Source organism: Ensifer sp. ENS03 (assembly GCF_014852035.1).
Classification (GTDB): Bacteria; Pseudomonadota; Alphaproteobacteria; order Rhizobiales; family Rhizobiaceae; genus Ensifer; species Ensifer adhaerens.
Genome location: NZ_JACVAV010000010.1, coordinates 18,727 through 40,376, shown reverse-complemented (window position 1 = coordinate 40,376; position 21,650 = coordinate 18,727). Strand labels below are relative to the sequence as shown.

The following is a 21,650-nucleotide window of genomic DNA, read 5'->3' as shown; positions in this document are numbered from 1 at the left end:
ACGTCATTGCATACGATCAAGGTTCCGGCGGGCATCGTCTCCGCTCTCGGTGTCACGCAGATCATCGGCTACGGCACTCTCTACTATTCCTTCAGCATCCTCGCACCCGGAATGGCCAAAGACCTTGGCATCAGCCTGGAGCGGGTCTTCGCCGTCTTCTCGGTCTCGCTGTTCATCGGCGGCCTGTCTGCTCCGTTCATCGGCAGGCACATGGACAAGATCGGTGCGGCAACGGTGATGACGCTGGGGTCGGCCCTTGCGGCGTTAACGCTGGTGCTTTGTGCATGGTCGCCGTCTGTGTCGCTCTTTGTCCTTGCGATTGTCCTGCTCGAAGTGTCCTCCGGGATGGTCCAGTATCAGGCGGCCTTCGCAACACTGGTCGAAAGCGAACCTCGCATGGCGTCCCGCAGCATCACCTATCTGACACTCATCGGCGGCTTTGCCTCCACCATCTTCTGGCCGATCGCCGCGGCACTGACCGGATATCTCACCTGGCGGGAAATCTATCTGGTGTTCGCCGTCCTGAACCTTATCGTCTGCATGCCCCTACACTACTGGATCATGCGTGCCGGAAGGCTGAGTTCCAAAACGGACGAGACAAGAATCCGCGAGGTCGTTGTCGGCGCTCTCGAACCCCAGGCGCGTCGCCGTGGCATGCTGCTGGTCTCCTTTGCCTTCTCTCTTTCGGGCTTCACCCTCGCCGCGATCCTTGCCCACATGGTGCCGATGCTCGGCGCGATCGGACTTGGCAGTGCGGCGGTCGTGATCGGTTCCTTGTTTGGTCCGGCCCAGGTCATGAGCCGCCTGATCAACATGGTCTTCGGAAAGAGCCTGTCGCCGCCCGCGCTTGCGATTGTCTCTGCCGCTCTCATGGTCACTGGCGCGGTAATACTCGGGGTGTCAGGTGATTGGCTGCCAGGTGCGGTGGCTTTCGCCATCTGTCTTGGCCTTGGGTCAGGGATCAACAGCATCGCTCAGGGGAGCTTGCCCCTCTATCTCTTCGGGTCCGCTGGCTACGGCGCGATCACGGGCAAGATGGCTGCGGCAAGGTTGGCGACTGGCGCGGCCGCCCCGTTTGCGTTCGCGGCCGCTATGAACCACTTCGGGACAACCCTCTCGCTTTTCGTGATCGCCGCGCTGGGTACGCTTGGGATCCTGGCGTTCGTCGCTGTCGCCTCATCGGTGCGTCGCGACCGCGTTGCCTGATAATGGAAGAGCGTACATAAGAGTCCGCGGATCATTGCCATGAAAGCCGAGCCTTCGTGAACACTCCGATCAAATCGACGACGTCACGCAGTCATCCGGCCGCTTTCGGCGGCGGCGCCATCATCGGCGCACTCGGCGGGTTGATAGGGCTTGGAGGGGCAGAATTCCGTCTGCCGCTGCTCATCGGCGCATTCAATTTCGCGGCCCTCGAGGCGGTGATCCTGAACAAGGCAATGAGCCTTGTCGTCGTGTCTTGCGCCCTGCCGTTTCGAGCCGGCACGATCCCTTTCAGTCAGATCGCATCGAATTGGCCGATCGTACTGAACCTTCTTGCAGGAAGCCTGATCGGTGCCTGGTTCGGCGCAGGATGGGCCGCACGGTTGAAATCTGAGACCCTCTACAGGGTGATATCCGTTCTTCTTGTCGCAATCGCCGTCGTGCTGGTGCTTGGCCACAGCACCTCGGCGGGTCAACCGCTTCTGACCGGAAACTGGCAGATTGTCGCCGGAATATCCGCCGGCTTCGTGATCGGCATCGTTGCGTCGCTGCTGGGCGTCGCCGGGGGCGAGTTGCTCATTCCGACGTTGGTTCTGCTCTTCGGCGCGGACATCAAGCTCGCCGGTAGCCTCTCACTGGCGGTGAGCCTTCCCACAATGCTGGTGGGCTTTACCCGCTACAGCCGCGACCAGAGCTTTTCGGTTCTGGGTCGCAACAGGGTGTTCGTCCTCATCATGGCCGCGGGATCGGTGGTGGGGACGTTTGTCGGCGGTCTACTCCTCGGCATTGTCCCGAATTCGATCCTCCTTCCCGCACTCGCGGTGATCTTGTTGGTGTCAGCCGTGAAGGTCTGGCGGCACGGCTGACAGGATTTCTTCCCTGGATCATTGACGCGCTTTTCGAGTTCGGCCCCGTGGCCTCAGGCGACGGACCATCCGCCGTCCACCAGCAGGTTCGCGCCGGTGATCAGGCTCGCAGCCGGCGATGCAAGGAAGACTACGGCACCCACCACATCATCGGTTTCCCCGATCCGGCCGAGTGGAATGTGATCGACCGTCGCTTTGCGATTTTCGGCATCGGATAAAAACGGTGCTGTACCATCCGTGTGGATGAATGTCGGCGATACGGTGTTTACGGTGACATTATAGCGTGCCCATTCGGCTGCAAGGCAGCGCGTGAGGTGATTAATTGCCGCCTTGCTCATGCAATAGATTGCCTCACCGCGCAGTGCGACCGTACCGGCCTGTGAGCTAATGCTGATGATCCGGCCACCATTTCGCGCGATCATGTGAAGGCCCACTGCCTGTGTCATCAGGAAGGTGCCCTTGATGTTGACATCGAGTATCTCGTCAAGGTCCTTCTCCTCAACGAGTTCCGCAAGATTGCCCGGGGCCACGCCTACATTGTTGACGAGGACGTCGATCCGACCGAATGCAGAAACCGCCGCGTCGACGGCTTGTGCGATATGGGCCTTGTTGGGAATGTCCAGTTCAACAGGGAGAACCTTTCGTCCCGCGCCCTCGATTTCGGCGATCAGGCCCGCTGACGCTGCGACATCGCGGACCCCCAAGACAATATCTGAGCCTGCTGCAGCACAGGCAAGTGCGCAAGCACGTCCAATGCCACGGCTCGCGCCCGTCACCAAAGTCACCTTGCCCTCAAGGCTGAAATCCGGCGCACTCTTCCGCATCATTGCCTCCCTCGATGAAGCTCAATTATTGCAGCGTCGGCGTGCGGATGCCAGTTGTTCTGCTCATGTCGCGCACGTGAAGTCCGTCCGACGAACGTCATGCTCGTCGAGAACGACCTTGGGGCAGTGGTGCGCGGGCTCTAGGCTTGGCTCGGTGGGGAGATAGAAGCTTCCGGCTCAGTGCGGGCGCGATGCCTGACCGATCTTGGTCTCATTGATGAGTATCGGCCTGGGCGTTTCGATCCATGCTTTCGCCAGACCTATGGAAGGTCGATCTCACCGTTCACCACGTGGTTGAGACCAGTGCCCTCCGCCGCCAGCGTCATGCGCACCTTCAGCTTCTCGCCGCCGAACTGCCCCTCGCGCACGGCCTCTTCGATCTTACGCTGCGAGGTGACACCGACTTCTTTCAGGAACTTGCGGATCGACATGTTGAAGGCGTCTTCGCTCATCGTGGAACTCCTCGGCGTCCGTGAGGGAGCAGCGTGGGCGCTTGTCTATCGCCCGGAATGCGCCGGCATAGCCCGATGGGATGTCAGCCTTGCCTCTCATCCCACGTTAGGAACCGACGCAACAACTTGCGGCTCCGTTGTTATGTTTGGCCTCCTGGATTGGCGGGCAAGGCACGTCGCCAAAGGAACAGAACACACAGCAGTCCCCGGATTTTGGCCGGAGCATCATACCGCATCCATTGCAATCATAGAAAAACTGTCAGGCGCCGGTGGGCATCGTTTCCGTAGCCCGCTGGCCGCAATTGGGACAGGTGACGGTTGATCGAAGCTGTATGGTCACACTTTGTGCCTCGGCAACGAATGCTTTCAGATGACGCCCGTCATCCATTGCTGAATAGCCTATTGGAAATATCGCCTCGTGCATAGTTTTGCGTCATGAGCGCTAGGTCAGTCTTTCGAAAGGCTGCAATGGGCCACCATAAGCAAACAAGGCGTTGGTTCGCTTTGGCCAAACAGCGGCCATTGCGATTGCAAGATGGCCGCTATCGGAACATTGCCGATGGCCTTTGACTAAATCGATCTCAGTGACACCCGCTTCTCCAACACGGCCGCGTGCTCCTTCCGCTCGCTGTAGCGGTCTGTAAGGTGGGCCGAGGCGTCCCGTGTCAGCAGCGTGAACTTCACCAGTTCCTCGCAGACATCCACGACGCGGTCGTAGTAGGACGACGGCTTCATGCGGCCGTCGGCGTCGAACTCCTGGTAGGCCTTGGCGACCGACGACTGGTTCGGGATCGTGATCATCCGCATCCAGCGGCCGAGCACGCGCATCTGGTTCAGGGCGTTGAAGGACTGGCTGCCGCCGGAGACTTCCATGATCGCCAGCGTCTTGCCTTGCGTCGGCCGGATCGATCCCAGCGACAGGGGAATCCAGTCGATCTGGGCCTTCATGATGCCCGTCATCGCGCCGTGGCGCTCGGGGCTAACCCAGACTTGGCCTTCCGACCATTGCGACAGGTCGCGCAGCTCCTGCACTTTCGGATGGCTGACCGGCGCCTCGTCGGGAAGCGGCAGCCCCCTCGGATCGAACATCCGCACCTCGCACCCCAACCGCTCGAGAAGGCGTCTGGCTTCGTGCGCGAGCAGCCGACTGTAGGAAACCTCCCGGAGCGAGCCGTAGAGGATCAGGATGCGCGGCTTGTGCGTCGAGAACGCCGGACGCAACGCGTCGATGTCAGGTTGGCGAAGATGCCGCTCCTGCAAGGCGGGAAAAGTCTCAGACAACGCGCTTGCCCTCCTGATCGAGGACCTGCTCGCCGTCTTCCTTGAAGAAGGCACCCTTGAAGGCATCCGGCAGGATGTCGAGCACCGCCTCGGAGGGTCGCGCAAGCCTGGTGCCGAGTGGCGTGACGACGAACGGACGATTGATGAGGATCGGGTCCTTCAGCATCGCGTCGAGAAGCTGGTCGTCCGTCAGCTTCGGGTCGTCGAGACCCAGTACCGCGTAAGGCGTGCCCTTCTCGCGGATCGCCTGTCGGACGGTCAATCCGGCATCGGAGATCATCCTTGCCAACTCATCGCGCGACGGCGGTGACTTGAGATACTCGATGATATCAGGTTCGATCCCGGCTGCGCGGATCATCTCCAGCGTGTTGCGGGACGTGCCGCAGGCGGGGTTGTGATAGATGGTGGCGTCCATTGTCATGTCCTTTCAGTGATGGTGTTCCGGGAGACAGCGGGAGCTGCCTCGTACCAGCCCTTGGTGCGGTTCACGGCCCAGACGACCGTGAGCATCACGGGAACTTCGATGAGCACGCCGACGACGGTTGCCAGCGCAGCACCTGACTGGAAGCCGAACAGGCTGATGGCCGCGGCAACCGCAAGTTCGAAGAAGTTGCTGGCTCCGATCAGTGCTGAAGGCCCGGCGACGCAATGGCGCTCGCCCGACATCCGGTTCAGGAGATAGGCCAGGCCTGAGTTGAAGTAGACCTGGATCAGGATGGGCACGGCCAGCAGCGCGATGATCGTCGGCTGTGCGATGATCTGCTCGCCCTGGAAGCCAAAGAGGAGAACGAGCGTCGCGAGCAGGGCGAGGAGCGAAAGCGGCTGCAGTTTCGTCAGCATGGTGTCCAGCGCGTTCGCCGTGCCATCGGCGGTCAGTCGCGCTCTCAGGACCTGGGCGATGATGACCGGGACGACGATATAGAGGACCACCGACAGAACGAGCGTGTCCCACGGTACGGTGATGGCTGACAGCCCAAGCAACAGCCCGACGATCGGCGCGAAGGCGACGACCATGATCGCATCGTTGAGGGCCACCTGAGACAGCGTGAACAGCGGCGCGCCGCGCGTCAGGTTGCTCCAGACGAACACCATCGCGGTACAGGGGGCGGCCGCGAGGATGATGAGGCCGGCGATATAGGAGTCGATCTGGTCGGCCGGCAGATAAGGACGGAACAGCCAGCCCACGAACAGCCAGCCGAGCAGCGCCATGGAGAACGGTTTGATGGCCCAGTTGATGAACAGGGTCACGCCGATGCCACGCCAATACGTGCTGACCTGCGCCAACGAGCGGAAGTCGATCTTGATGAGCATCGGGATGATCATCAGCCAGATCAGGATGGCGACGGGCAGGTTCACCTTCGCGACCTCCGCCGCGCCGATGACCTGGAAAACGCCGGGCATCAAATGACCGAGGGCGACGCCGACGACGATACAAAGGAAGACCCAGATGGTGAGGTAGCGTTCGAAGGTAGACATTTCACTCGACCTTTGCGGACTTGACGGAAGCGCCTTCGAGCGAACCGATCTGACGGACGTGCTGCTCGAGCGCCAGGCGGTCGATGGAGGCCAGAGGCAGATTGATGAAGGCCATGATGCGGTTCTTGAGGAAGCGAGCGGCCTGTGCAAAGGCGCGCTGGATTTCGGTTTCGGAGCCGACAACCGCAGCCGGGTCTTCGACACCCCAATGCGCCGTCATCGGATGCCCGATCCATACCGGGCAGGCCTCGCCGTGTGCGCTGTCACAGACGGTAAAGATGAAGTCCATTTCGGGCGCGCCCGGCTGTGCGAAAACGTCCCAGCTCTTCGACGAGAAGCCGGTCGCCGGATAACCGAGGACGTCCAGTTCCTTCAGGGCATGTGGATTGACTTCGCCGTTGGGCTGGCTGCCAGCGGAAAACGCCCGGAAGCGCCCGCCGCCTTCCTTGTTGAGAATGGATTCGGCGAGAATAGAACGTGCGGAATTGCCCGTGCACAAGAAGAGCACGTTGTAAGTCTTGTCGGTCATGGTCGTGTTCCGTGGTTAGGTCGGAGGTCTGTCGAGTTTCATGATCGTTGCCGATGCCGGGCAGATACCCGACAGTTGACGGGTTGCGAGAACGGCGGGCGGCACATCGGCCCGCTCGACCACAACGAAGCCAAGGCTTTCAAAGAACGGTGCGGCGGAGGTTGTCGCCAGGAAGACTGCCGAGCTCACATTGACGGTCTTCAGGGTTTCCCTGGTCAGCGATTTTCCAAGCGCCTTGCCACGATGCTCGGGCAAGATGACTATCGACCTGAGAAGCACGTCGTCGCCGCACGCCTCGATGCCAGCATAGCCAACCGTGCCGCGATCTGAGGAAACCGCCCTGAAAAACGAGCGCCCAGTGTCTTCGAGGTCTTCGGTTGGAAGACCGGAAGCCGACAGCGCCAGTTTCAATTCGGGATCGCTCCCCGTGACTGGCTCCAGCCTGATGTTGCTCATGACAGCTCCACCTCGGGAGCACAGCAGGATGTGAGTTCTGCGATGAGCGGCGCGCAGAGTTCCGCCGAGCCGCCGCAGCAGTCTTTAAGCAGGAAGAGGGTCAGGTTGCGCAGCCCCTGAAGGTCCGCCCGATAGATGATCGAACGGCTCTGCCGCTCGCTTGAAACCAGGCCCGCACGGGACAGCGTCGCAAGGTGCGCCGACATGGTGTTTTGCGGTACATCGAGAAGCCGGGCGAGTTCGCCGGCAGGAATGCCATCGGGTTCGTGTCGGACGAGAAGTCGAAACGTCTCGAGCCTGGTAGACTGGGCGAGTGCGGCAAGCGCCGCGATTGCTGTATTGCTATCCATATATCCAGAATAACGGATATGTTTTTCGTGTCAACCTCCGTCGGCTTTGTTGAGTGCCAGAAAACTTGGCGGATCGAAATCCGCCAAGGCCCCCTCTCGATTTCACGCTGGCTCAGAACCGGCATCGGCTGGTTTTGAGCGAGGTCTGCCGGACGGCTCCTGTGTGGATGCTGAAGGCTTCATCTGGAATTGCCGCGTCGCCGGCGGCGGATGTGTGGTCCGATTTGCACCCGCCGACGGCTCCGCTGGAGAGCCTGTGGCTGGATCCCGGTGCTCAACGCCGTTTCACGCCGCCCGCCGTAAGCCGACTTTAGTCGGATATAGCGGCCACAGAACTCTTAGCATTTTGAGCCAGGCTTACCCGCCATCGGCGACGCTCTATTGCAATTCGCCGGGGCGGATCACCCGCGTTTTCCCGACATCAGGCGCCGGTGTTTTGATTTCAGTGTCGCCGACGCGAGGGGGCTTCAACACCCCATCGCAATCGTCCAGTTTTTCTGAGAGATTCTTCTGGTTCGTGTCGTCGCCCGAAGCAACGCGGCAACGATCCTTGTCCTCAGCGTTCGCCGGCTGGGTAAAGACCGCCGCCGAGACCAAAACGGTCACTGCTGAAAGTGCGTGAAGGACGGATCTAAAGGCGCCGATCGGATTCCCGCTGCTTCTGAAAGCGGGTGAAGTGTTGACACCCACAAATCAAACCTTCGGGTGGCCGGATTGGTTCCAATTTTTTCGGCAATGACCCCTGAGCTTGTCAGTCGTTTCCTAGTCGACCGGGATGGGCGATGTCTCTATGGCTGCGGTCCCGCAAAGCAGTATGGCATCCTTCAGAACGTGACGGGTGACCGCATCGACGCCGATCTTTTTCGTGGGCACTGTGACGACATCCTGCGCCTGATGACCTCCCTTGGCACCCCGCACCGTCAGCGCCTCGGAACACAATCTACACCGGCCGCGTCGTCCATAAACGCGGCAAGCTTTAGAAGTGCTCGGCGAACTTCGCCGAGCACACAATGCTACGGAAGCTGGCGCGCTCCAAACGAGCCGAACACGGATCGAGTTTGAAGAGCGTCTCTTCGATCAATTGGGGAGCGCGCCGCTCTTCTTGGCTGCCCATGTGGCGATCACATCCATCAGGACCGGGTTGAGGCAATCATAGGGTTCAAGTCTTAGCTCGCGCAGCCGCGCGCGCACACCGCCCATCTTCGCTGGATCGTAGCCGCTTTCGATGATCGAGGAGACGAAGGCGGCAAACCCGGGCTTCGCCCAGCCGCTTTCCTGGAAGCGCTCAGGAGGGCTGCGCGCCCCGGCCTCGAGCTCGTGCTACTGCGTCACGCGAAACGTTATATCGAGGCTCGCCTCGACGCCAGCACGCTGAACATCGATGCGATCTGCAACATTGTCGCCGTATCCCGCCGGACGCTTTATCGCTTGTTCGAAACGGAAGGTGGCGTTGTCCATTACATCCAGACCCGTCGGCTCGAGCGGATTAGGTCTATTTTGGCCAATCCCAGGGATATGCGCCGCATCTCCGACATTGCGGCCGACTTCGGATTTTTGAGAGGCGATCATTTCGCCCGCGCCTTCAAACAGCAGTACAGGCAAAGCGCACGGGAGCTTAGGCAATCGGTGAAATCAGACGGACGACCGAATACGGGTCTGGCGGTACAGGCCCCACACGCTGGATTCGACGATTGGATAAGGCAACTTCCGTCATAGGAGGTTGACCGATTTGCTGCTTGGCACGTTTCTCAGCGTCTGCGAGACGATTCCCTCGCCTTGAAGGGAATCGAACCTGAGGCCTATTGGTTATCGAGACCTTGGAAGTCTCAAAAATGCTCGGGTCTGAATACTGAGCGAAATTCTCACGCGCTACCGCCACAACGCGGATATTGGCACAGCGGACAAACGTTCTCCGAAAGGGACCACTTTGTGGTGGTCATACAAGACCATGCCCGAAACAAACCGTTCTCCGGATGCTTCGGCCAAAATTCGCAATCCGGAAAAATCGGAATTCGAGACGGATGCTGCCGCCTTTATTTCGATACCGACGATCCGCCCCCTTGTATCTTCGATGACGATATCGACTTTGTTCTGCTGCTTGTCTCGAAAATGCGAAAACTGAAGGCGGGTTTGCCCGCCGCTGGCGAGTTTAAGGATCTCGGCAAAAACGAAAGTCTCCAGCAATGCCCCGAACCGACCCCTGTCGTCGTGGAGACGGTCGAGAGAGAGGTCACGAAGGGATGCGAGAAGACCAGAATCGAGGAAATGTATTTTCGGTGTTTTCGTGAGGCGTTTTAGTTTGTTCGAAAACCAGGGTTGTACGGTTCGAGCGAGGAACAGGCTCTCGAAGATGCCGACATATTTTTGCGTTGTAATGTGGTTCATCCCAATGGCCGCGCCAATTCCAGAATAGTTGACGAGCTGTCCCGAATGCTCTGCCAGGATGCGTAGGAGGCGCGGCATTTGAGCAATCTGCTCGATTTGCGCGACATCGCGAACGTCGCGTTGAACGATCGCCTGGATATAATCCGCATACCAGTCCTGTCTGCGGTTCAAGGTTTTGCGGGCCAGCGCCTCGGGATATCCACCGGCCAGAACCGCAGCCATGAGGTCGTCTCCGAAGAATGGCTCTCCGGCCTTGGCTTCGTTTTGGAAGGCGTCGCGCAGGAAGCTGCTGCCGGCGGTTCTGATCTCGCTTTGCGCAAGCGGCAGCAATCGAACAACCTCCATTCGCCCTGCGAGCGAGTCTGCCACGCGTGGCAACGTCATGAGATTGGCTGAACCGGTCAGAAGGAACCGCCCTGGGCGCTGGTCGGTATCCACGCTTTCCTTGATGGCCAACAGCAGTTCGGGCGCGCGCTGAATTTCATCGATGATGGCGCGATCCATACCTCTTACAAAGCCAACTGGATCCTGTCGCGCTGCGTCCAGGATGGTTGCATTATCCAGCGTGTAATACTCCATCCCCTCGGTGGCCATCTTCTTAGCCAACGTCGTTTTTCCTGATTGTCTGGGACCTACGATCAGTACGACTCGCGTGTCTGACAGGGCGTCGGCAACGCGTTGCTCAACGAGCCTTGGATACAGCGCCACAGCTTCCTTCCTTTGATGACTGTTTGAAACTACGGCGATGACCAATTGAAAGTCAAGGAGTGACGATTTGAAATCTACGTGGCGACTGATTGAAACTCGAAACCAGAAGTGGGTGGCATGTCAGATTGCGGCATGAGGGAAGCCACAGGCCATGCAAGGGGAGTGGGAAAAAGGTGGGGGTAAGAAATTTCGGCTAAGCAGGAGCCTTTTCTGAAGGGGCTTTCGTTGGCGTACGACATCCACAAAGAGCGGCGGCAGCGCCTGAGGAAGCTTGTGCGGCACCCGCAATTGCGCGAGCTGGTGATCGAGCAGCTGAAGACACCTTGGTCACCGGAACAGATTGCCGGTCGTCTGCTCGCCGATGGCGTCAGCGCCGTGCGGGTCTGCAGCGAGACGATCTATCGCTTCATCTATGGCAAGGAAGATCAGGCGCTGGAACTCCATCAGCATCTGGCGGAAGGCCGCAGCAAACGCCGCCCCCCGCAGCTCGAGGAAACCCCGTGACGGCACTTTTCCGGCTGCCTGCAGGATATCGCAACGCCCTGATTTCATTGATGATCGTTCGCAGTTCGGGCATTGGGAGGGCGACTTGTTGATCTTCGAACGTGATTTCGGCAACGCCAACCTGATCTCGTTGGTCGAGCGCAAAAGCCTCTACACCGTGATGATCAAGAATCCGAGCCGGCGCTGGAGACCGATCATGGACAAGATCATCGAAACGTTCTCACCTTTGCCAGCCTTTGCCCGGCAGAGTTTCACCTTTGATCGCGGCACGGAGTTCGCCGCTTTAGGGCTTTGGAAGATGGCATCGGCGCGCGGAGCTGGTTCTGCGACCCCAGTGCGCCGTGGCGGAAAGGTGCGGTGGAAAAACGCCAACAAGCGCAGCCGCCGCTTCACGCCCAGCGATACCGATCTCACCGCCGTCACCCAGCAATAGCTCGTCGCGCTCGTCCACCATCTGAACGCGCTGCCACGCAAGTGCCTGGGTTACCGCACACCCGCCGAGGTCTTCATAGCGCATTTGCGAGAGTGCGCGTGATGCCCTACCCTTCACACGGAAATGTTGCACTTGGACTAGATTCTCCAAGGTTAACATTGGACCTGGAGGCATTGGCAACCAGAGCCGCTGTGATAACTGAGACCCTCGGATCTTATTCCGCACCGAGGCTATGTTCGACGAACAGAGAGCCGCTCGATGTTCTTCGTCTTGGCGGAACCACGGTCACGCCCAGCTCTCCTCCCCAACGAGCCTGGCTAAGGCTTTAATGCCGCAGTTCCTCGGGAGCGAGGCCTACGTACCGGCCAGTTGTATGGTCCTGACGGATAACAGCCAAACGACACCGTCAATCGACTACGATTGAAGGAAACATGGGTTAGTTATCGTCCGGTAATGCCCGGGAACGCGATCAACATGGAGACGGCGAGGATCTGTAACATGACGAACGGAACAAGAGCCCGGAAGATGATCCCCAGCGTAATGCCCGGAGGGGCCACTGACTTCAGGTAGAAGGCGGCCGGCCCAAAGGGCGGCGACAGGAACGACACCTGCATGTTCATGCAGAAGAGAACGCCGACCCAGACCGGGTCCATGCCGAGCGACTTGATGATCGGTACGAAGATCGGCATCGTGAGAAGGGCTATCCCGACCCAACCCAGAAAGGCGCCCAGCACGAACAGGATCAACATCATCACCAGCACGATCACAGTCGGATTATCGGAAATGCCGGTGATCATGCCAGAAACGAAATTCACGCCGCCCATCAAGTTGTAGACGCCCACGATGGCCGTGGCACCTATGCCGATCCAGACGATCATGCCCACAGTCGATAGCGTCTGCATCGCCGCATCGCGCAGCAGTCTATATGAGAACTCCCCCCGCAGAATGGTCGAAAGGATGACCCCACCGACTCCGATTGCGGAGGCTTCAGTTACGGACGCGATGCCGCCATATATCGAGCCGAGAACAACGAAGACGACAAGCACCGGCAGGGCAAGACCCTTAAGGATTATGGCCGCGATACTCGACCGCTCCGGCATCGCACGCGACCTCATCGATGCCATGAAGCTTTTTGCCAGCCGAATACGCGGCGGCGTTGCGGTTCAAACCGTCTTTGTGTCGGTGATCCTCGCTGCCATGAGCGGTATCATCGGCGGCGAGATCGTTCTTCTCGGCCTTATCGCTGCCGCAGATGCTGCGTCTCGGATATGATCGCAACCTGGCGATCAGCGTCGTCTGCGCGGGCGGTTCGCTCGGCACGATGATCCCGCCTTCCATCGTCCTGATCATCTATGGCCTGACGGCGAACGTTTCTATCGGTGATTTGTTCACGGCAGCCTTCTTGCCTGGCTTCATGCTGGCGATGTTCTATGTAGCCTATATTCTCGTGTGCGCCAACTTTACGCCCGGCGTTGTGCCGCCGGTAGATATGACGCCGATCCCAACAGAAGAGAAACTCCGGCTAACTTCGTATTCGTTTCGGTGCCGATGTTCGTCCTACCCTGCGCCTGATTGACCGAGAATACGGAATAATCGGCCGCATCGACGACGCCCTTCTCGATCGACGTATAGACTTCGGAGGACGGCAGATTGACCGGGGCAGCGCCAAAGGCTGCAAACACGTTGGCAATCGGACCTTCCGGGGCGCGCATCTTCAGCCCCTTGAGATCATCGACACCATCAAGCGGCACACGCGAGACGAACGCTTCCAGCCCCGGAGTGGAAACGCCGATAAAATGCAGGCCGTAGGAGCCCAGCAATTCCTGCATGATCTCCTTGCCACCGCCGTTCTCCACGAAGTCGATCATCTGCGCCGGATCGGACCAGGCGCCGACCGGATTGGAGATCAGGCCGAAAGCCGGATCCTTGCCGGCCCAATAGGACGAATCGCAGATCTGACCATCGAGAATGCCGCCTGCAACCGCATCAAGCGTTTCGTTATATTCCACGACCGAACCGACCGGCAGAAGCTCGATCTTCACCTTGCCGCCGGAGCGCTCGGCGACGAGGTCGGTCCAACCTTTCTGATATTCGAAGTTCGGGTTGCCCGCCGGGTCCGAAGACTGGAAGCGGAACGTGAATTCCTGCGCAAGCGCAGTGCCGGCAAGGCCGATGGCCGTGACGACGGCAAATGCACCAATAAGAAAACGCTTCATGCCTACCTCTACCCCTTCGTCGAAGCCCTTGCAGGTATCCTGATGATCGCTGGCGTATGGTTGTGGCTTGCAATTCCGGTTGCGTTCGTAATCGGCACCATTGGTGCCATTTCCGTTTTCAAGGCCGTTTACATTGACCGCCGTAAGCTGAAATGTGCTTGCGTCGGCGGCGACAGCAATGTCCCGTTGGGCCTTATCTCACTCACTGAAAACCTAATGTTGATTGCTATGGCGGTCTGGATGCTCATCAATCGAATAGAGGGATAGCATGTCCTATGTAACGGGGCTGGTAGGGCTCGGCCATGGGTTACGATGCGACGGCTACGAGGAGAAAATCAAGCTGGCAAGGAACCAATTTCAACCTCAGAGATTGAATAGGTGGGCTGGCGAGTTCCATCCTGCCGGCCCGGCAGAAGGACGACACTCTCATGGCCCCTTAATCGCCTTTCGGGGCCATTCTTTTTCTGGCCTGCCCTTGGAAGCGAATTCTACGCCTCCTATATAAGCTAATGCGCATTTAGATCCCCGCCCTTCGGAGACTGAAGGCGCCTGACGGCTTCACCATTAGTGAAGTCGTGTAGCCGGCCTCGTCGCCCCCCACGACGAGGCCGTTTCTTAGAGTCGCCTTTCCGAGCACACCCGTAGAATCTCTGAACCATTGGGCGCATAGTATAGCGCGTTAGAACTAGCGCGGGCCGCCTGCCGCCCCACGCGAAGGAGGCCGCTTGTCTTCCAAGGATCCAGATCTAGATATAGACGCCGAAGACATCAGCCTTTTGGTTGAAATACTAAAAGCTGCTGGTTATCTCGAAGCCAAAGAAAGAGATGAACGCGCCGAAAAGCTTGCTCTGGCGCGATTCCTGACGGCCGCCATTCAGCGGGGCGAACTGACAAAGGCGCAACTGACCGCCTTTCTTGGGAAGAGCGGCGCGCCAGGCGGACAAAATCAAATTGCAGCCCAAACGAAAACGGAAGCCATCAATCGGTGGGAGAATGAAGGTGGCGCAATCGCACGTTCACCTTTTGAGCTTCCTCCAAGTCCGGTTCGACGCGCACCCGCTTCATTCATAGGAGGTGTCAGTGCACATACCGCCCAAACTCGCAATTCAACATCTTGGTCCCCGAGATCTTGCCTTGATACGAAAAGTCTTCGAAACGGCCTGTGCCAAAACTCGCATTCCACATCTCAGCAAGCGCGCCGTCCGCCTAGCAAGCTTCATCGCTGATGAATACCGGCTTGGGAACAAGGATGAAACTTCCCTTCTAGAGTGCGCTATCTGGTTCGGCACCGCCCGCATTCCCTTAGCAACTGAGGACAAATCACCCAGCGACACCCAAGTTGCAGCGACGAGAGAGGGTAGAGGTCGGGCGGGCTTGCGCAAAACCGGCGTGCCCAAAAGCCAGGGCTAGACACGCTCCGGAACATGCGCCATCGCCACCCACTTAGCCGCCGGATTGGCGATACCACCGCCCAGGACGCAGCGGTAGAGGAGCTTTTCCACGCAGGTGAAGAGAATGCTCAAAGTCTTTACAGCCGCGGGCGAATATCGAGAAGTTCAATGAACTGATTTCGAAGGAGGGGGCCCGCTAATGGCTTTCAGGCCTCACGTCTTTGCAGGGTCTATGCCCAATGCATCACAGATTTTCTGCCACGATTTTGCGCCCATTCCCTTCATCCGCAACGCGTCCGTCGTGGGAACGTGCTTCATGTCGTCGACGGTCTCAAACCCCCGTCGTTTGAGCTCGCCGAGGAGCTTTGGGTTTCTCAGCCTCAAGTCTGAAAGCTTCGTGGTCATGCCCGCACCAGATCAGGCTTTCGCCCGACGCGCAATTTGTAGGATTCTCCAAAAGGCTCGGAATTAGTCGCCGCACGTGATAGTCTTAGAATGAGCCCGTGTGGTCCTTTCGCCTGCCCGGGCTTCTTGGCACAGCACACTCTTCGGCCCCGTTGGTTGCACTTTGGGGCCATTTTTTTGCGAAGGCAGGAACTCAATGACGCCGTCGGCGTTTCTCGCCTGTGGCAGCCCTGAGTCCCCCCATCAGGATGACGCCTTCACGATCCGCCCGGATCTGAAAGCAACGAAAGTGCCCCAATGGCCTCGCTCTCCCCGGCGAGGCCATACTTTTTGGCGGGGACCGCATTGCTCCTTTGAGGAAAAGCGTCTTTCCCGCCCACCCACAATCTGGCATTGTGCGCGGCCGAGAGGGGAAGCTCATGTCCTACGATTGGGAACGCGCCAGACGGCAACGGTTTAGGCACGCTCGGGTTTGGATTTTGATCGCCTTGACAGCTTGGCTTATCGCCCTCGCGTTAACGCCGTAGCTGGAACGAACCAATGTTCCGAAAGATCGCCGTCATCGCCTGCATTGTGGCTACTGGATTAGCTCTGGCGAGCTGTGCGGGTCGCTCTTGCCGCGATTGGCCGGGCACCTGCATTATTCAGTGATGGGGGTCCCAAAGATAGGATCCCCCGCGGCGGCATCAAAGCAGTTGCGCCCCCAAATTGATTACGCGACTACCCCTTTCGCATAGTTGCGATCGGTCCGCATTTTTGCGACGATACAACCGTGATCGCGCACTAGAAATAATCCATGGTTGTGCTTCTCATTGCCGTGCGATCACTGAATAATGTACGCATTGCGTTTTTTATGGTTTGACGACCTTCCACGATGAGGCCCCGCATCCCCTGCGGGGCTTCGTTCGTTTGAGTGCGCGCGAGTAGATGACGCACAACCTCTTTCGTGGCCCGTTGGCTGCAATTTTGGGGCCTTTTTTTTGCAGAGACGGAACTCAGTACCGCCGTTTGCGTTTCTGGCTTTGTGGAACCCTTCCCCGATCAGGGTGACACCTTCACAATCCCTCCGGAAGTGAGGTCTGCTCAGTGCCGATGGCCTCGTCGCCGCCCGACGGGGCCATTTCTTTTCAAGCCCCCAAAATTTCCGGGGAGTATTCTTGCTCCTGTCGGCCATGGCAGGTCTCGTCATAACCTCAACGGAGGACCTGACATGACGGAGAATGACCGCCGCCAAATGAACGCCAGCGAGATCCCCGCATTCGTCGTCGACGTGATCGAGGCCGGGTGCAACATCTGCGCAGTCGGGCATGAAAGCTACGTGCTCGGGGATATAGACGAGCAACATGCCGCGATCGAGGAGCTTGAGCGGATCAGGGAGAAGTACGGCGACCGTGATCCGCTGAAGCTGGAGATCGTCGCCTATCTCTGGTCGATCGGACGGTTCATAAACGTCGCCCCTGCGGGAACCAGTTATAAAGCCCCCGTGCAGGCTTCCCTACTCAATTTGGAGTAAGTGAAATCGAGCAGTGGTTGCGGTACGGTCACTACGAGAAGGGCATCCGTGGGGAGGGAGAGTTGCCGTTCAAGCCAACGTGGGCGTGCTGCCTCGGCCTACTATCCGGCGCAATTGTGGGTTATCTCACTGGCTTCGGCGCCGGCATGGGTATGCCCGAACTGGGAACGGAACTTGTCGGGCTGATTGGCGCTGTTGCCGGAGGCGTCGGTAGCTTGGTCGCCCTTGGCTGCTTTGAGCAGGAGTAACGGTGATGTCTCTTACAAACGCCCGAGTTCAGATTCTGCTGGGGTGGCTGCTGATGATTGTCGGCGGCATCGTGGGCTGGACCGCGAACTCCAGTGTCGGAACGGGTATATGGGGCGTTGGGGCGGCATTGCTCATCGTGGTCTCCGTTCTCTACATCATTTCAAAGTTTGGCGGTCGCCTGGGTGGGGCGTGAATCGTCATTGACCTCATGGCACGTTGAACCCACCCTTCATCATGAAGGCAACGACGCCCGCAACCATCGCGCTTAGAGCAGCGCCGATGACGATCTTCCCCAGCCAGCGGATATTCCCGCCGAGCTCATCCATCTTCTTGTTCAGGCTTGTGTCAACGGTATCGATCCTGCGATCCATCAGACCGAATTTCTCGAGCAGGTTTTTCCATTGCTCGTCCTTTCTGGCGTCGGTCAGGTCGGATTGCTGCCGCCACTGTTCCTGGCAAGCCTGCGCTCCGTGTCCGAAGCCTTCTGTTCCAATGCAACCACTCGCGCGCGAAGGTCGGGTTCCATGTCGTCGATCCTGCCGGTCAAAATTTTGCCCCTCGTTGGTCTGCACTGCCGCACGTGATGAAATAGGCCGGCTCCCGAGGATGAGAGACGGCCAAGATGATGCTTACTGCTGGTTCTTCGGGCCACATAGGTCAGGACCGCCGGCAGGGCGATCGTGAGCGCGTAGAGCGCCAGATAGCCGTACCAGGGCGTGCCCTCGGGCATGAACGGGACGCCGGCGCTGCCAGCAAACGCGCCGCCGACGCCGGCGCCAAGAGCTTTCGAGATGCTACCCATTATTGTGCTTCCTTCAGTGCGAGAGATATGGTCGCGTATGCGGTCGCAGCGACGACGAGCGCGTTGGCAGCCGTGACGCTTCCCGGATCGGCGCAGATGACGATGAACGCCGTCGTAGGTGGCCTTTTCCTTGGCGATGGTCGAAGCCTTGATGTTGCCCGAGACCGAGGCCGCGATGAACGCGGCGTGCGCCGTCTCGAGCAGAGCGCAGGTCTTCGGAAGGCTGGTCTTGATCGCGGTGTCGATCGAACCAGTGGCGGTGCAAGCGGACAGCACAAGGGCCGCCGCCGATACGATGATCAGCGAACGCATGTTCGTTTCCTTCGATGTTGGGAGGTTGGTTAGAGGCGTGCTTTGACGTCGGCGCGCATCTTATCGCCGCATGCTTTGGCGCCGATGACGTTCGTCGCGAACGGGAGCCGGGTGAAATCCCACTTCCCGGCCTGCTTGATGCCCAGATTCGTTTGAACCTCGGCATGGGAAAGGATCGTCTTCGAGGTGACCGGGATTTTGTAGAACTCGGCCAGGTGCGCGATGACGTCCATGGCGCGATGCCACTGCGTTTCCGTCATGGGATATTTGCCCGCATGGAATGGACTTTCGATCGCGCCGGCCATGCAGGCCAGCGAGACGCCGATCGAACCGGTGTTGCAGCCCCGCGTATGGGCGGCGTAGTCGTCATCGGCAGTGCTCACGTTGTCGGCGATCGTGTGATCACCGCGGACCACGTTGCCGGAGCCCTCGACGATGAAGTGGTAATGCTCCTTGTCGAGATCGGATGCTCGATAGGCGCCGGCGCTCCATTGCCGAAGCGAACCTGGGATCTGGATCTGGTATTGATCGTTGTCGTGAACAGTGGCGCGTTGCTGGCGCCTTGCTATTTTTCACGATTTGACAGTGAAGGGCCCGAATGCCGAAGACCCCGACAGACGCATACAGCTATCCACCGCGTGGGATGCGCCGAGAAGAAGCAGCCAGATAAGTGGGCGTGAGTGTGACAAAGTTCGACCAGATGGTTTCGGACCGGCGAATGCCGACCGGCTGATGATCGACGCGGCGTTCTCCGATTTGCACGACGAGAACCATAACCGTATTGATGAGCTTCTATCCGGAGCCGCCGATCGCCGAGCGAACGCGTTCAATAATGCTAAGAAGCGTTAGGGCATTGATGCCGTCGATTTGGCTCTGTTCAGGCGCTCACTAAAAGGCGCGCGCCTCGCATAGGCGAGCAACGTCGTTCTGTTCATCGGGTTTTCCTTCGGTTGGGAGAGTGATAAATAGTTGTGGTGTATGCGCGGAGGCAGCCGTGGATTGCTCAGACACCTTCGATATTCAGTGCCTGACGGGCAGTGGGCGGGAGAGGTTCTCTTTCAGACCAGGGAGCGGGTTCAGCGCACCCATTGCGGCGCTGCCCGCAGCACGAAAAAAAGAAGACATTCTGGAATCTGTCGTGACGCGGCAAATATGACGCGACAAAGGCTGTGACAAATGTCGTTGGTCAAGCTCGGACGGGCGCAGCTCTCCTTGGTATTGCCCTATCACCGTGAACAGTTGCGAGCAGCCAAGAACCCGACGCTGTACGATCTGTTTGAGTCCTACGCGTTGGCCGCGCAGACCCTCGACAATCTGCTGACGGAGCACCGCCGCCGCGAGGAACTGATCAACGAGTATCAGGCGCTGTGCCTGGACATGCAGGCCGAAGTCATCGCGCTGCTGAAGCAAATTGAGCTAGCGGCACCTCAATCCCGAACCTGAGATTTTGAAGGATAGCCAGCCCGCCTCCAGAGGTGCATACTCAGCCCATCGCCGGACTGTAAAACAGCCTCTGGCGACTGGGAGATCATAATCGCTTTCGGCCCGAGTGGAGGAGATTGCGCTATGATTAGCCATCCGCAATCTGGGTACATGCTTCCTGACGGCTTCCGTGTTGTCTCTTCTGTATTTGAGAATAGTGAACAGCCGACATATTTCTCGGCACAGTAAGGAAAGTGAGTGCCTGGCGCGATATGCGCTCAAGTTTTGCATGAACGGCACGGGGGATGCGTGGGAACTTGAACAGAAGCTCAAGAACGTTTGTGTGTTCGTCAATCGTCCGCCGCAACCTGCCCCTCGCGACGACGAGTTCTCGGCTTTTCTGCCTGAGCTACTGGCATGGGCGCGCAGCCTAACGACCTCACCGGTTGAGGCGGACGCTCTCGCCGAACAGACACTCGGTTACGCCATCGAGCATTTCGACGAGTTTCGCGAAAACACCGATCTACGAGAGTGGCTCGTCGGGCTGATGATGGAGCGTCGCTTTGGCCGCGGGAGTAACCGGCGCCCACATTGACGTGAAGCAGAGCCGAAAGGCGCTCGCGCTATGGTGATTTGCATGCGACCGGAGGCAGTTGATATGTTGTATTCACGATGCGATAAGCTGGATCTGTAGGGTGAAGCGAAAGAGTTCTGGGCGCTTCACCTTTTTTTTTCTCGTAGCCTTGTCAGCGAAAGACGCGGCAACGGCTTGAAACGCCCCCAAGATCACGTCCGTGTGGAAACACTAAATTAACCCGCTCCCGCGCAATCTACGGTCGGTTGCCATTGTCCGTGCACGTTACAACTGGCACTCAAAACCGCAGCCACCGACCCCGGGGTTGCGGTTTTGCCGTTGGGCGCGGGGAAAAATCGGCAGGAGAGCTTGTCGTTTTAGCGAGGTCGCTCGCAATTGAAATTTCGATTTAATGCGGATTTCGGATTAACGGGACAGCGATTCCGGTAAATCCCGGACAGTCGTTTCACTAAATCGCGGACAGTCTCGCGGGATCGACTTTCGTTCGCCTGGTTGATGTCATTTGTTATTGATTTCGGCGTTTCGCGTTTCGGTCAAGAGCGAGGTTTGCTTTTGCTTCCTCATGCTATCGCCTTCGAGCGCAATTCGGTGAGAGTTGTGAACGATGCGATCGAGGATGGCGTCAGCGATGGTTGGTTCGCCGATCATCTCGTGCCACTGCGCCACGGGGAGTTGGGCGGTGATCAGAGTTGATTTCCTGCGGTAGCGCTCTTCGAAGATTTCCAGGAGATCCAGCCGCTGCTGATCGCTGAGCGCATGGGTTCCCCAGTCATCCAAGATGAGCAGTTGAACACGTGCGAGCTTGTCGACCAATCGAGGGAACCGACCGTCGAGGCGCGCCAGTGCCAAATCCTCGAAGAGACGAGGCATTCGGACATAGAGAACGGAATAATCGAGGCGGGCTGCTTGCCGTCCGATGGCACAGGCAAGCCAGGTTTTGCCGGTTCCCGTTTGTCCGGTCAGGATCAAGTGCTCATGGGCTTTGAGCCATTCGCCTTGTGCCAGGGAGAGAAGCTGTCTGCGGTCAAGGCCGCGATGGGCGGCGAAGTCGATGTTCTCGATGCAAGCGTCGGGGAAGCGCAATTTGGCGATTGCAAGCCGGTTGGTCAGGCGCTTGTCACCGCGCACGGCCATCTCCCGGTCGAGCATCAGACCCAGCCATTCGTCGCGGTTGAGATCGCTGCCCTCGGGCTGATTGGCCAGTTCACGATAAGCTGCTGCCATGCCGGATAGACCGAGTGCGTGCATCTGGTCGAGGGTTGGATGTGTGAGCATTCA

The 21,650-nt window shown here is 58.7% G+C and carries 28 protein-coding genes and 5 pseudogenes; 14 read left to right on the top strand and 19 right to left on the bottom strand.

What is annotated here, in order from left to right; all coding sequences use genetic code 11:
* Nucleotides 1-6 precede the first annotated feature (6 nt).
* Entirely contained in the window at nt 7-1,206 is a 1,200-nt protein-coding gene (gene arsK / locus IB263_RS27360; protein WP_210337770.1) for an arsenite efflux MFS transporter ArsK, read from the top strand.
* A 56-nt stretch (nt 1,207-1,262) separates the two neighbouring features.
* Nucleotides 1,263-2,069 (top strand): sulfite exporter TauE/SafE family protein, encoded by an 807-nt coding sequence (locus IB263_RS27355; RefSeq protein ID WP_371814226.1) that lies wholly within the window; start codon nt 1,263-1,265, stop codon nt 2,067-2,069.
* Between the two features lie 53 nt (nt 2,070-2,122).
* Here the strand turns inward: IB263_RS27355 and IB263_RS27350 are convergent, their stop codons facing one another.
* The 9 genes from IB263_RS27350 to IB263_RS27315 form a co-directional block, all read right to left on the bottom strand.
* Complete coding sequence (locus IB263_RS27350) at nt 2,123-2,893, bottom strand: SDR family NAD(P)-dependent oxidoreductase (RefSeq protein WP_034801598.1); 771 nt, start codon at nt 2,891-2,893, stop codon at nt 2,123-2,125.
* A 260-nt stretch (nt 2,894-3,153) separates the two neighbouring features.
* Entirely contained in the window at nt 3,154-3,345 is a 192-nt protein-coding gene (locus IB263_RS27345) for a DUF6494 family protein (RefSeq protein WP_192439273.1), read from the bottom strand.
* A 106-nt stretch (nt 3,346-3,451) separates the two neighbouring features.
* Nucleotides 3,452-3,733, bottom strand: coding sequence for a GDCCVxC domain-containing (seleno)protein (locus IB263_RS34240; RefSeq protein WP_246811096.1), 282 nt, complete (start codon nt 3,731-3,733; stop codon nt 3,452-3,454).
* Nucleotides 3,734-3,915: 182 nt separating this feature from the next.
* Nucleotides 3,916-4,644, bottom strand: a complete 729-nt coding sequence (gene arsH, locus IB263_RS27340) for an arsenical resistance protein ArsH (protein WP_309142301.1) — start codon at nt 4,642-4,644, stop codon at nt 3,916-3,918.
* Nucleotides 4,619-5,041, bottom strand: coding sequence for an arsenate reductase (glutaredoxin) (gene arsC / locus IB263_RS27335; protein WP_192358601.1), 423 nt, complete (start codon nt 5,039-5,041; stop codon nt 4,619-4,621). Before arsC ends, arsH begins: the two co-directional genes overlap by 26 nt.
* Nucleotides 5,042-5,043: 2 nt before the next feature.
* Nucleotides 5,044-6,102, bottom strand: coding sequence for an ACR3 family arsenite efflux transporter (arsB, locus tag IB263_RS27330; protein WP_192439272.1), 1,059 nt, complete (start codon nt 6,100-6,102; stop codon nt 5,044-5,046).
* A gap of 1 nt (nt 6,103) precedes the next feature.
* Nucleotides 6,104-6,631: an arsenate reductase ArsC gene (locus tag IB263_RS27325; RefSeq protein ID WP_192439271.1), complete on the bottom strand. Its 528-nt coding sequence runs from the start codon at nt 6,629-6,631 to the stop codon at nt 6,104-6,106.
* A 15-nt stretch (nt 6,632-6,646) separates the two neighbouring features.
* Nucleotides 6,647-7,087, bottom strand: a complete 441-nt coding sequence (gene arsN2 / locus IB263_RS27320) for an arsenic resistance N-acetyltransferase ArsN2 (RefSeq protein ID WP_192439270.1) — start codon at nt 7,085-7,087, stop codon at nt 6,647-6,649.
* Nucleotides 7,084-7,437 (bottom strand): helix-turn-helix transcriptional regulator, encoded by a 354-nt coding sequence (locus tag IB263_RS27315; RefSeq protein ID WP_192439269.1) that lies wholly within the window; start codon nt 7,435-7,437, stop codon nt 7,084-7,086. The genes arsN2 and IB263_RS27315 overlap by 4 nt, the downstream gene beginning before the upstream one ends.
* A 46-nt stretch (nt 7,438-7,483) precedes the next feature.
* Between IB263_RS27315 and IB263_RS34785 the strand changes: the two are divergent.
* A pseudogene (locus tag IB263_RS34785) lies at nt 7,484-7,669 on the top strand (SMP-30/gluconolactonase/LRE family protein); the annotation flags it as partial.
* 146 nt (nt 7,670-7,815) lie between these two features.
* On the opposite strand, the gene IB263_RS27305 reads toward IB263_RS34785, so the two are convergent.
* Nucleotides 7,816-8,127 carry a hypothetical protein gene (locus IB263_RS27305; protein WP_244496913.1) on the bottom strand — a complete coding sequence of 104 codons (312 nt, stop codon included), beginning with the start codon at nt 8,125-8,127 and terminating at the stop codon, nt 7,816-7,818.
* A gap of 78 nt (nt 8,128-8,205) precedes the next feature.
* On the opposite strand from IB263_RS27305, the pseudogene IB263_RS34780 reads away from it, so the two are divergent.
* Nucleotides 8,206-8,368, top strand: a pseudogene (locus IB263_RS34780) (Tn3 family transposase); the annotation flags it as partial.
* A 146-nt stretch (nt 8,369-8,514) separates the two neighbouring features.
* On the opposite strand, the pseudogene IB263_RS27300 reads toward IB263_RS34780, so the two are convergent.
* Nucleotides 8,515-8,727: pseudogene (locus tag IB263_RS27300) on the bottom strand (aldehyde-activating protein); the annotation flags it as partial.
* Between the two features lie 27 nt (nt 8,728-8,754).
* Here IB263_RS27300 and IB263_RS27295 point away from each other — a divergent pair.
* Complete coding sequence (locus IB263_RS27295) at nt 8,755-9,153, top strand: helix-turn-helix domain-containing protein (RefSeq protein WP_244496912.1); 399 nt, start codon at nt 8,755-8,757, stop codon at nt 9,151-9,153.
* Nucleotides 9,154-9,306: 153 nt separating this feature from the next.
* On the opposite strand, the gene IB263_RS27290 is transcribed toward IB263_RS27295, so the two are convergent.
* On the bottom strand, nt 9,307-10,530 hold the full coding sequence (locus IB263_RS27290; RefSeq protein WP_192439268.1) for an ATP-binding protein: 1,224 nt from the start codon (nt 10,528-10,530) through the stop codon (nt 9,307-9,309).
* Between the two features lie 225 nt (nt 10,531-10,755).
* Here IB263_RS27290 and IB263_RS27285 point away from each other — a divergent pair, with 225 nt between their 5' ends.
* Nucleotides 10,756-11,034, top strand: coding sequence for a hypothetical protein (locus IB263_RS27285; RefSeq protein ID WP_156553107.1), 279 nt, complete (start codon nt 10,756-10,758; stop codon nt 11,032-11,034).
* The gene (locus IB263_RS27280; protein ID WP_162727375.1) at nt 10,943-11,467 is read left to right on the top strand and encodes an IS30 family transposase; all 525 of its coding nucleotides are present in this window, start codon (nt 10,943-10,945) and stop codon (nt 11,465-11,467) included. The genes IB263_RS27285 and IB263_RS27280 overlap by 92 nt, the downstream gene beginning before the upstream one ends.
* Nucleotides 11,468-11,907: 440 nt before the next feature.
* On the opposite strand, the gene IB263_RS27275 is transcribed toward IB263_RS27280, so the two are convergent.
* Nucleotides 11,908-12,567, bottom strand: coding sequence for a TRAP transporter large permease subunit (locus IB263_RS27275; RefSeq protein ID WP_246811095.1), 660 nt, complete (start codon nt 12,565-12,567; stop codon nt 11,908-11,910).
* Between IB263_RS27275 and IB263_RS27270 the strand changes: the two are divergent.
* Nucleotides 12,536-12,992 (top strand): annotated as a pseudogene (locus tag IB263_RS27270) (TRAP transporter large permease subunit); the annotation flags it as partial. The gene IB263_RS27275 and the pseudogene IB263_RS27270 overlap by 32 nt on opposite strands.
* On the opposite strand, the gene dctP reads toward IB263_RS27270, so the two are convergent.
* Nucleotides 12,928-13,683, bottom strand: coding sequence for a TRAP transporter substrate-binding protein DctP (gene dctP / locus IB263_RS27265; protein ID WP_210338329.1), 756 nt, complete (start codon nt 13,681-13,683; stop codon nt 12,928-12,930). The pseudogene IB263_RS27270 and the gene dctP overlap by 65 nt on opposite strands.
* Here dctP and IB263_RS27260 point away from each other — a divergent pair.
* Nucleotides 13,681-13,950: pseudogene (locus IB263_RS27260) on the top strand (MauE/DoxX family redox-associated membrane protein); the annotation flags it as partial. The gene dctP and the pseudogene IB263_RS27260 sit on opposite strands and share 3 nt — an antisense overlap.
* 458 nt (nt 13,951-14,408) lie before the next feature.
* On the top strand, nt 14,409-14,909 hold the full coding sequence (locus IB263_RS34235) for a hypothetical protein (RefSeq protein WP_246810460.1): 501 nt from the start codon (nt 14,409-14,411) through the stop codon (nt 14,907-14,909).
* A 378-nt stretch (nt 14,910-15,287) separates the two neighbouring features.
* Here the strand turns inward: IB263_RS34235 and IB263_RS27250 are convergent, their stop codons facing one another.
* On the bottom strand, nt 15,288-15,479 hold the full coding sequence (locus tag IB263_RS27250; protein WP_110818993.1) for a helix-hairpin-helix domain-containing protein: 192 nt from the start codon (nt 15,477-15,479) through the stop codon (nt 15,288-15,290).
* A gap of 1,210 nt (nt 15,480-16,689) precedes the next feature.
* On the opposite strand from IB263_RS27250, the gene IB263_RS27245 reads away from it, so the two are divergent.
* Together IB263_RS27245 and IB263_RS27240 are read left to right on the top strand one after the other, a co-directional pair.
* On the top strand, nt 16,690-16,992 hold the full coding sequence (locus IB263_RS27245; protein ID WP_181432596.1) for a hypothetical protein: 303 nt from the start codon (nt 16,690-16,692) through the stop codon (nt 16,990-16,992).
* Between the two features lie 253 nt (nt 16,993-17,245).
* The gene (locus tag IB263_RS27240) at nt 17,246-17,434 is read left to right on the top strand and encodes a hypothetical protein (protein WP_110818991.1); all 189 of its coding nucleotides are present in this window, start codon (nt 17,246-17,248) and stop codon (nt 17,432-17,434) included.
* Between the two features lie 13 nt (nt 17,435-17,447).
* Here the strand turns inward: IB263_RS27240 and IB263_RS27235 are convergent, their stop codons facing one another.
* Genes IB263_RS27235 through IB263_RS27225 form a run of 3 tightly spaced genes read right to left on the bottom strand, consistent with a single transcriptional unit; the run spans nt 17,448 to nt 18,867 of the window.
* Nucleotides 17,448-17,612 (bottom strand): hypothetical protein, encoded by a 165-nt coding sequence (locus tag IB263_RS27235; RefSeq protein ID WP_162727376.1) that lies wholly within the window; start codon nt 17,610-17,612, stop codon nt 17,448-17,450.
* 53 nt (nt 17,613-17,665) lie between these two features.
* Nucleotides 17,666-18,355, bottom strand: a complete 690-nt coding sequence (locus tag IB263_RS34230; RefSeq protein WP_246811094.1) for a hypothetical protein — start codon at nt 18,353-18,355, stop codon at nt 17,666-17,668.
* Nucleotides 18,356-18,384: 29 nt separating this feature from the next.
* A complete protein-coding gene (locus tag IB263_RS27225) occupies nt 18,385-18,867 on the bottom strand; it encodes an N-acetylmuramoyl-L-alanine amidase (RefSeq protein ID WP_255382370.1) in 483 nt (160 codons plus the stop codon).
* 664 nt (nt 18,868-19,531) lie between these two features.
* Between IB263_RS27225 and IB263_RS27220 the strand changes: the two genes are divergently transcribed.
* Nucleotides 19,532-19,798: a hypothetical protein gene (locus IB263_RS27220; RefSeq protein WP_110818988.1), complete on the top strand. Its 267-nt coding sequence runs from the start codon at nt 19,532-19,534 to the stop codon at nt 19,796-19,798.
* A 268-nt stretch (nt 19,799-20,066) separates the two neighbouring features.
* The gene (locus IB263_RS27215) at nt 20,067-20,372 is read left to right on the top strand and encodes a hypothetical protein (RefSeq protein ID WP_110818987.1); all 306 of its coding nucleotides are present in this window, start codon (nt 20,067-20,069) and stop codon (nt 20,370-20,372) included.
* A gap of 498 nt (nt 20,373-20,870) precedes the next feature.
* Here IB263_RS27215 and istB read toward each other — a convergent pair whose 3' ends face one another.
* Nucleotides 20,871-21,647 carry an IS21-like element helper ATPase IstB gene (istB, locus tag IB263_RS27210; protein ID WP_060521043.1) on the bottom strand — a complete coding sequence of 259 codons (777 nt, stop codon included), beginning with the start codon at nt 21,645-21,647 and terminating at the stop codon, nt 20,871-20,873.
* Nucleotides 21,648-21,650 lie beyond the last annotated feature (3 nt).